The organism is Bradyrhizobium sp. 62 (assembly GCF_023073035.1).
In the GTDB taxonomy this organism is placed as follows: Bacteria; Pseudomonadota; Alphaproteobacteria; order Rhizobiales; family Xanthobacteraceae; genus Bradyrhizobium.
The window spans coordinates 135103-144144 of the sequence record NZ_JADPIT010000015.1 but is presented as its reverse complement, the minus strand read 5'-3'; the positions used below and the strand labels follow the sequence as shown (position 1 = coordinate 144144).

Genomic DNA, 9042 nt, shown 5'->3' with positions numbered 1-9042 from the left:
CCGGGACAAGCCCGGGCATGACGGTGTTGTAGCGATGTGCCTTTTTCGCGCCTACGCGGCCGCCTGCTCGCGCGGCTGGTAGATCGCGGTGTGCTGGCAGTGCGCCAGCGGCGTCGTGCCGTTGGCGACCACCAGGGCGTCGAGCTCGACGAAGCGGTGGCCCTTCTTCTCGTAGTTCGCGGTGACTTTGGCCCGCGCGGTGATCTCGTCGCCGGCGCGCGCGGCTGAGAGCAATTGCATACGGCTGCCGACATGGATCCACGGGCCGAGGATGGTGTTGTCCACCAGCACGCGATTCATGACGCGCTGGATCAGGCCGGGATGGCCGAGCCCCTCGCGCGCGAAGATCGGATCGGCCTCGCGGATGTCGGCGAGATAGTCGGCCGCATCCTGCCCGGTCCAGCGGCGCGGCGTCGTGCCCAGCCATTTGCCGGTCTCGAAGGTTGCCGGGTTGACCGGTTTGCGCTCGGCAATCGCGGGGACCTCGACATAGTCGCTCAACGACACCGCAGTCGCAGTCGCCGGCAGCGATGCCGTGCCGGTGGCACAGAGCTCGGTGCGGCTGAACACCTCGATCGTGAGCAGGCCGTTGTGCTCGGTCGCATCGACGTCGGCGATCTCGCCGTCATAGACCGGCTTGATGAAGCGCGCCTCGATCAGTCCGCGCGACAGGAAATCGCGGCCCCAGCGCGCCACCGGCACATGCATCATGTAGGCGAAGACGTCGACGCCGGGGACCAGCCCACCGGAAAAGCCGAAGCGGCGCGCCACATTGTCGTCATGCATCTTGTTTTCGGATTGCTTGGCCGTGTTGTAGGCCTCGACACGATAGGTTTCGAGCCGGTTCGGCATGGCTTGGCTTTCCCCAAATTCTTGTTGTTTCAGGCCAATCGTAGGCCCTGAGGAACCGGGGTCAATCCCCTCGCCTTTGCGGCCCGAATGGGGTACCACGCGGCTGCTGCGGAACCGCTTCGCAAGCCCCATCTACGGACAATGACGAACCCTCAAAACACTACCCGCATCTATGTCGACGCCGACGCCTGTCCGGTGAAGGACGAGATCTATCGCGTCGCCGGCAGACACGGCCTGCCCGTGAGCGTGGTCGCGGGCAATTTCATCCGCGTGCCCCAGGATCCATTGATCGAGCGGGTCGCCGCGGGTGCCGGCATGGACGCGGCCGATGACTGGATCGCGGAACGCGCCGGGCCCGGCGATATCGTCATTACCTCGGATATTCCACTCGCGAGCCGCTGCGTGAAGGCCGGCGCCGATGTGATTGCGTCCAACGGCAAGGCGTTCACCGAGGAATCGATCGGGATGACGCTCGCGGTCCGCAACCTGATGACCGATTTGCGCTCGGCCGGCGAAGTCACCGGCGGTCCGAAATCCTATTCGCCGCGCGACCGCTCGACATTTCTGTCGACGCTCGACCAGACCATCCGCCGCATCCAGCGCCGCCGCGCCGAACAGGCCGCAACAAGACAGGACCGAGACACCGCATGGCGCCACCGCTGATTCAACTGCGCGATATCAAGCTGACCTTCGGCGGCACGCCGCTCCTGGCGGGCGTCGAACTGTCGGTTTCGACAGGCGAGCGCGTCTGCCTGATCGGCCGCAACGGTTCCGGCAAATCGACGCTGCTCAAGATCGCCGCCGGCCTGGTCGAACCGGATGGCGGCAGCCGTTTCGTTCAACCCGGCGCCACCATCCGCTACCTGCCGCAGGAGCCGGATTTTTCCGGCTTCTCCACCACGCTGGCCTATGTCGAGGCCGGCCTCAATGCCGGCGACGATCACTATCAGGCACGCTATCTGGTCGAACAGCTCGGTCTCAGCGGTGAAGAAGATCCGGCGCATGTCTCCGGCGGCGAAGCCCGCCGCGCCGCGCTGGCACGCGTGCTGGCGCCCTCACCCGATATCCTGCTGCTGGACGAGCCGACCAACCATCTGGATCTTCCGACCATCGAATGGCTGGAGAGCGAACTGGAGAGCCGCCGCTGCGCGCTGGTGATCATCAGCCACGATCGGCGCTTCCTGGGCAATCTCTCGCGCAGCACCGCCTGGCTCGATCGCGGCCAGATACGGCAGATCGACCGCGGCTTCAGTGCCTTCGAGGCCTGGCGCGACGAGGTGCTCGCGGAGGAAGAGCGCGACCAGCACAAGCTCGACCGCAAGATCGTCAACGAGGAGCACTGGCTGCGTTACGGCGTCTCGGGCCGCCGTAAGCGCAACGTCAAGCGGCTCGGCAATCTCCACGCGCTGCGCGACCAGCGCCGCACCCATCGCGGCGCGACGGGCAACGCCAACCTCGCGGCTGCCGAAGCCGACAAATCCGGCAAGCTCGTCATCGAGGCCAAGAACATCAGCCGGTCCTATGGCGAGCGAAAGATCGTCGACGGCTTCTCGATCCGCGTCCAGCGCGGCGACCGCATCGGCATCGTCGGTCCGAACGGCGCCGGCAAGACCACGCTGATCGAGATGCTGACCGGCGGCAGCGCGCCGGACAGCGGCAGCTTACGGCTCGGCGCCAACATCGAGATGGCGACGCTCGACCAGCATCGTGAAAGTCTCGATCCGAAGACGACGCTGGCCGAGGCGCTGACCGGCGGCCGCGGCGACCATGTCATGGTCGGCGGCAAGCCGAAGCACGTCGTCAGCTACATGAAGGACTTCCTGTTCGCCCAGGAACAGATGCGCACGCCGCTGGAGGTGCTGTCGGGCGGCGAGCGCGGCCGGCTGATGCTGGCACGCGCGCTGGCGAAGCCTTCAAACCTCCTGGTGCTGGACGAGCCGACCAACGACCTCGACCTGGAGACCCTCGACGTCCTCGAGGAAATGCTCAGCGACTACGAGGGCACCGTGATCCTGATCAGCCACGATCGCGATTTTCTCGACCGCGTGGTGACATCCGTGATCGTGCCCGAGGGCAACGGACGCTGGCTCGAATATGCCGGCGGTTATACCGACATGCTGGCCCAGCGCGGCGCCGACGTGAAGCGGGCGACAGCGAAGGCCGTCGAAGAGACGAGAGAGCAGCGATCAGTTGCGCCGTCCGGCGTCGCGAGACGACGGTTGACCTTCAACGAGCAACACGCGCTGGAGACGCTGCCCAAGACCATTGCCAAGCTGCAGGCCGAAATTGCCAAGCAGCAGCGCTTCCTTGACGACCCCGATCTCTTCCGCAAGGATCGCAAGCGCTTTGACCAGGCCTCCGACGCTCTGACGAAGGCGCAAAAGGAATTGGCCGAGGCCGAGGACAAATGGCTGGAGCTCGAAGTGCGGCGCGAAGAGATTGAACAGGCCTAGCGTGCATTCCGCAAAAGTGGGCACCGCTTTTGCAAACGGAATGCGCGCCAACTCAGAGACTTCCATGACAACGACCCTTGCCGCCAAAATCGCCCGCGAATACGGCACGCCCTGCGCCGTCATCGACATGGACAAGGTCGAGCGCAACATCGCGCGCATCCAGAAGGCCTGCGATGACGCCGGGATCGCCAACCGTCCCCACATCAAGACGCACAAGAACCCGACGATCGCCAAGATGCAGATCGCTGCCGGTGCCAAGGGCATCACCTGCCAGAAGCTCGGTGAAGCCGAGATCATGGCCAATGCCGGCATCGATGACATCCTGATCAGCTACAATCTGCTCGGCGAGGAGAAGATGGCGCGGTTAGGGGCGCTGCAGGCGAAGGCCAACATGACAGTCGCCGCCGACAATTCGACCGTCGTTGCCGGCCTGCCCAAGGCCGCTGCGGCCTCAGGCCGACCGCTGTCGGTCGTGGTCGAATGCGACACGGGACGCAAGCGCGCCGGCGTCGAGACGCCAGCCGAGGCCATTGCGCTGGCACAGGAGATTGCCGCATCCAAGGGCCTGCAATTCGCCGGCTTCATGATGTATCCGACCGAGACTGGCTGGGCGGACGCGCAAAAGTTCTACGACGAAGCTCTGGCCGGCGTGCGCGCGCACGGGCTGGATGCAAAGATCGTCTCGACCGGCGGAACGCCGAACCTGAAGAATCTCGGCAAGCTCAAGGGCGGCACCGAGCACCGCTTCGGCACCTACATCTACAACGACCGCATGCAGGTCGCCGCCGGCTCCGCCACCTGGGACGACTGCGCGCTTCACATCTATTCGACGGTGGTGAGCCGTGCCGCGCCCGAGCGCGGCATTCTCGATGCCGGCTCCAAGACGCTGACCACGGATACCGGCGGCCTCGACGGCCACGGCCTGATCCTTGAGCACCCCGAAGCCAAGATCGCGCGCTTCGCCGAGGAGCACGGCTTCCTCGACCTCTCCCGCAGCAACACCCGGCCCAATGTCGGCGACGTCGTGCGGGTCGTGCCCAATCATGTCTGCGTCGTCGTCAACATGATGGACGAAGTCGTGATGGTGCGCGGCGATGAGATCATCGGCACGCTGCCGATCGCAGCGCGGGGGAAGCTGCGGTAGCTATCCCCCGATCAGCGCCTGGAGTTCCCGGACCAGGCCATCGCGGAAGAGTTTGATCGGCCGCTCCAGCCGACCGGCGGGGGCGCGATGCACCACCCATGCGCGCACGGCGGGTTTGAAGTCGCGCGCAGCGACCGGCTTGAGCCTGTCGCGAAATGCGCTGCGTTTCAGGGCGATCGGGGTGACGAGCCCGACGCCGAGGCCGCGCGACACCAGCGACAGGCGAAGCTCACTGTCCAGCGCCTCAACGGCGATGTTGAACGGCAGATGCGAGGCATCGAATTTTCGCTTCAGCGTATCGCGAAATCCACAGCCATCCTGGTTGATTACCCACGACAGTTGGGACAGCCGTTCCAGGTCGACGGTGCGCGGGATCTTCATGTCGCGTGCGACGACGAAGACGACGGGCTGCGCGCCGAGATCGTCGGCCGCCAGATCGGCGGGCGGCACTGCACCGTCGGGGAGACAAATCGCGGCTGCATCGAGCTCGTTGCGGCAGACACGCTCGAGCTGGTTCGGCGACCAACCGGAGACCACCCGCACGGCCAGCGCGGGAAATTCGGCGCGCACCGCATCGAGTGGTGCGGTCAGGCCTGCCTCCGAGAGAAACGGCGTCAGACCGAGCCTGAACTCGCCGCGGACCATTCCGTCGTTGGCCACGCCCGACTTGAGGTCGTCCAGCATCCTGAGCAGACGCCTGCCCTGCTCGTAGGCCTCATGGCCCGCCGCCGTCGGCTTCAGGGGCTTCGAGAGCCGGTCCAGAAGCTGCGCCCCCAATATCCCCTCGAGATTCTGGATACGTCGGGTCACGCCAGGCTGGGTGAGATTGAGACGCGCCGAAGCTGCGACAATCGATCCGGTCTCGACCACGGCGACGAAAGCAACAAGGTCATGGGTGTTCATAACAAACTCGCATGTTCTTTATAGCCTTATTTGAATTGTAGCATATTGATGCCCCCGCTTAAAGGGTCCCGCGCCACAGCTGCGAGGTCCCATGACTGTCTCCGAACCCACCAGGCCTGCGTCCCGAAACCAGCTCGCCGAGCGGCCGCTGATCTGGCTCGGCGCGATCACCGCCGGTGTCGTCGTCACCAATCTGTTCGCGCCGCAGATCCTGCTCGGCTTGATCGGCCGGTCAATGTCGATGCCCGCGTGGCAGGCGGGGCTGATCAGCACGCTGACCTTGCTGGGCTACGCACTCGGCCTGCTGCTGCTCGTACCTCTGGTCGATCTGGTCGAGAACCGGCTTGTCATCCTCCGCACCCTCGGCTGCGCGATCCTCGCCGCTCTCGCGACGGCGCTCGCGCCGACGCCCTCGCTCCTGCTGCTCGCCACCTTCATCCTCGGCGCCTGCTGCGCGGCGATCCAGATGATGGTTCCGCTGGTCGCATCCATGGTGGCACCGGATCGCCGCGGCCAGGCCATCGGCGAGGTGATGGGCGGATTGATGATCGGCATCCTGTTGTCACGACCTGCGGCGAGCCTGATTGCAGATCTCTGGAGCTGGCGTGCCTACTATGTCGTCTCGGCCGCTTTGATGGCTCTGCTTGCCGGCGCACTTGCCCGTTACCTTCCGACCCTTCGACCGACGGGACGCGCGAGCTACGCCGAATTGCTGCTGTCCTTTCCGAGACTGCTGCGCGAAGAGCCGGTGCTGCGCGTGCGGGCCTGGACCGCGTCGCTTGTCATGGCCTCCTTCACGGCGTTCTGGTCGGCGGTCGCGCTGCGGCTGCCGGAGGCGCCGTTCGACCTCGACGCCAAGGGAGTTGCCGCTTTTGCACTGATCGGCGTAGCGGGCGCCGCGGCGACACCGATGGCCGGCCGCTGGGGCGACAAGGGCCGGGCGCGGCCGATGTTCTTTGCCGCCCATCTGCTCATCATCGGTTCGCTCGCGCTCTGCGCCTGGGCGGGCATGCTGGACTCCCAGATCACCAGTCTGCTGGTACTGAGCCTCGGCACGATCCTGCTCGACGTCGGCATCACCACCGACCAGACGCTGGGCCGCCGCGCGATCAACCTGTTGCGCCCCGAGGCACGCGGTCGCATGAACGGCCTGTTCGTCGCGCTGTTCTTTATCGGCGGTGGCGTCGGCGCGGCGGCGGCATCGCTGGCCTGGAGTTTTGGCGGCTGGACCATGGTCTGCACGGTGGCGGCAAGCTTCGGCGTGCTCGGCCTCCTCACGGATCTCACAACCCGGACCGGAACGTCATGATGGGATAGTCAGGGCGACGATTGGGCGAGCCGTCGCAACACACCCCTACCCGCCGCCGCTCCCGTCGCGAACGAGGCCTGGAGCAAATAGCCCCCCGTCGGCGCCTCCCAGTCCAGCATCTCACCGGCTGCGAAGACGCCCGGCAGCTTGCGGATCATGAAGTCCGAGTCGAGTTCATCGAAGGAAATCCCGCCGGCGCTGGAGATCGCGCGCGCGATCGACGCGACGCCTATGAGCTTGATCGGCACGGCGTTGATGAGTTCGGCCAATCGCTCGGCCGATATTGCCGGCAACGACTGGCCAGCACCGATGGCGGCTTCCTGCAACAGCCCGACCGCGACCGGCGACAGCTGCGCAGCCTTGCGCAGGAAGTTGGAGAAGGATTGCTTGCCGCGCGAGGCGGACAGGCGCTTGACGAGTTCGCCATGCTCGACATCCGGCCGCAAGGTGACGTGCAGGACCGCTTCGCCGCTCGCCGCGATCGCCTCGCGCAGTTCGGCCGACAACGCATAGATCGCCCCGCCCTCGATTCCGCCCCTTGTGATCATGGCCTCGCCGCGCGCCCGGTGTGGGCCGAAGGACAGCGTAATGCCCTTGAGCGGCTGGCCTTCGAAGCGCGTGCGGAAGATTTCGGACCATGCGACTGTGAAGCCGGAGTTCGCCGGCCGCAGCGGCGAGATCGCAACGCCTTTGTCGGCCAGGATCGTCGTCCAGCCGCCATCGGAGCCCAGTCGCGGCCAGCTGGCGCCGCCGAGTGCCAGCACCGTGGCGTCCGCGGCGATGGTGGTGTCGCCGCCGGGTGTGCCAAAGACCAGTCGTCCGTCCCCGTCCCAGCCCATCCAGCGCTGGCGAAACGCAAAGCGCACGCCGGCGGCATCGAGCTGTCGCAGCCAGGCCCGCAGCAAGGGCGATGCCTTGAACGCTTTCGGAAACACACGCCCGCTGGTGCCGACAAAAGTCGGCTCGCCCAGCGCCTCGCTCCAGGCGCGCAGCGCGTCAGGCGGAAACGTTTCGATCGCTGCTTGCAGTTTCGGCGCCGCCTCCCGGTAGCGCGCCATGAACTGCGGCAGCGGTTCGCTATGGGTGAGATTGAGCCCGCCGCGGCCGGCCATCAGAAATTTGCGGCCCGCGGACGGCATCCCGTCATGGATCGTGACGCGAGCACCGCCCTGCGCGAGCACCTCGGCCGCCATCAACCCGGCAGGGCCGGCGCCAATGACGGCGACGGCTGTCAGAGTTTCACCCCGGCGCGCGCAGCGGCCTGCGCTACGTATTTCTGCGTCTGCTCGAAAGCCCCCTGCAGCGCCTTCGCCTTCGACATGTCGCTGATCTCGGCGAAATGCGCCGCGACCGCGTCCGGCGTCCACTCGGACTCCGGCAGGTTGATGCCTTCGCTCTCGACGATCTTGATCACCGCGAACGAGCCGGCGCCAGCGCCCATGATGGTGCGCGTCGGCGCATCCTCGCTCAGCATGTACTCGACCGCGGGCGTGATCGCGTTCGGCTTCATCAATTGCAACGCCTGCGGCGGCAGCAGCTCTTCCGTCATGCGGGTTGCCGCCGTCGGCGAAATGATGTTGACCCGGATGTCGGCCTTGCGGCCCTCTTCGGCCAGCACGTTCATCAGGCCGACCATGCCGGACTTGGCCGCACCGTAATTGGCCTGGCCGAAATTGCCGTAGAGGCCGGAGGACGACGTCGTCAGCACGATGCGGCCGTAGTTGCGGTCGCGCATGCCGGCCCAGGCGGCCTTGCAGCAATAGAAGGTGCCGACGAGGTGCACGTCGAGCACCTTCTGGAAATCGGCCGCTTCCATCTTGCCGAACGACTTGTCGCGCAGAATGCCGGCGTTGGCGCACAAGAGGTCGACGCTGCCCCACTCCTTGGTGGCGCGCTCGACCATGGCGGTGACCTGCTCGAAATTGGAGACGTCTGCGCCGTCGGCCATCGCGGTGCCGCCGGCCTTGCGGATCTCCTCGACCACGGTTTCCGCGGGCGACAGCGAACCGCCGCTGCCGTCGCGCGCGCCGCCGAAATCGTTGACCACGACTTTCGCACCGCGGCTGGCCAATCCCAGCGCATGCGCCCGTCCGAGACCATTGCCCGCGCCGGTGACGATGGCGACGCGTCCGTCGAACCTGATTGCCATGAGTGCAGTTCCTGCTTCTTCTTCCTTCTCCCCTTGTGGGAGTAAGGTGGCATAGGCGGCCAACGGCCGCCGTTCCCAGTTAAAACGCCAACGCGTAGCGTTGGCTACGGCGCCGAATAGGGGGTCTCTCGCAACGGATGTGCTCGCGGAGAGAAACCCCTCACCCGCCTCGCGTTCGGCGGGGCACCCTCTCCCACAAGGGGAGAGGGTTCGAGTCCACCGATTTGGACAG

General features: G+C 66.0%; 8 protein-coding genes. 4 read left to right on the top strand and 4 right to left on the bottom strand.

The window, feature by feature from the left end; translation table 11 throughout:
* Positions 1–51: 51 nt before the first annotated feature.
* Positions 52–852: a hypothetical protein gene (locus tag IVB47_RS10995; RefSeq protein WP_247461546.1), complete on the bottom strand. Its 801-nt coding sequence runs from the start codon at positions 850–852 to the stop codon at positions 52–54.
* A 141-nt stretch (positions 853–993) separates the two neighbouring features.
* Here IVB47_RS10995 and IVB47_RS10990 point away from each other — a divergent pair, with 141 nt between their 5' ends.
* The 3 genes from IVB47_RS10990 to IVB47_RS10980 all read left to right on the top strand — a co-directional run bounded on the left by IVB47_RS10990 (position 994) and on the right by IVB47_RS10980 (position 4449).
* The gene (locus IVB47_RS10990; RefSeq protein WP_247461544.1) at positions 994–1515 is read left to right on the top strand and encodes a YaiI/YqxD family protein; all 522 of its coding nucleotides are present in this window, start codon (positions 994–996) and stop codon (positions 1513–1515) included.
* A complete protein-coding gene (locus IVB47_RS10985; protein WP_247461541.1) occupies positions 1500–3305 on the top strand; it encodes an ATP-binding cassette domain-containing protein in 1806 nt (601 codons plus the stop codon). Before IVB47_RS10990 ends, IVB47_RS10985 begins: the two co-directional genes overlap by 16 nt.
* Positions 3306–3369: 64 nt before the next feature.
* Positions 3370–4449 (top strand): alanine racemase, encoded by a 1080-nt coding sequence (locus tag IVB47_RS10980; RefSeq protein WP_247286530.1) that lies wholly within the window; start codon positions 3370–3372, stop codon positions 4447–4449.
* On the opposite strand, the gene IVB47_RS10975 is transcribed toward IVB47_RS10980, so the two are convergent.
* The gene (locus IVB47_RS10975) at positions 4450–5352 is read right to left on the bottom strand and encodes a LysR family transcriptional regulator (protein WP_247461539.1); all 903 of its coding nucleotides are present in this window, start codon (positions 5350–5352) and stop codon (positions 4450–4452) included.
* A gap of 91 nt (positions 5353–5443) precedes the next feature.
* On the opposite strand from IVB47_RS10975, the gene IVB47_RS10970 reads away from it, so the two are divergent.
* Entirely contained in the window at positions 5444–6661 is a 1218-nt protein-coding gene (locus tag IVB47_RS10970) for an MFS transporter (protein WP_247461537.1), read from the top strand.
* An 8-nt stretch (positions 6662–6669) separates the two neighbouring features.
* On the opposite strand, the gene IVB47_RS10965 is transcribed toward IVB47_RS10970, so the two are convergent.
* Both IVB47_RS10965 and IVB47_RS10960 read right to left on the bottom strand, forming a co-directional pair.
* Positions 6670–7896 carry a TIGR03862 family flavoprotein gene (locus IVB47_RS10965; protein ID WP_256467874.1) on the bottom strand — a complete coding sequence of 409 codons (1227 nt, stop codon included), beginning with the start codon at positions 7894–7896 and terminating at the stop codon, positions 6670–6672.
* Positions 7893–8810 carry an SDR family NAD(P)-dependent oxidoreductase gene (locus IVB47_RS10960; RefSeq protein WP_247461533.1) on the bottom strand — a complete coding sequence of 306 codons (918 nt, stop codon included), beginning with the start codon at positions 8808–8810 and terminating at the stop codon, positions 7893–7895. Before IVB47_RS10960 ends, IVB47_RS10965 begins: the two co-directional genes overlap by 4 nt.
* Positions 8811–9042: the final 232 nt, after the last annotated feature.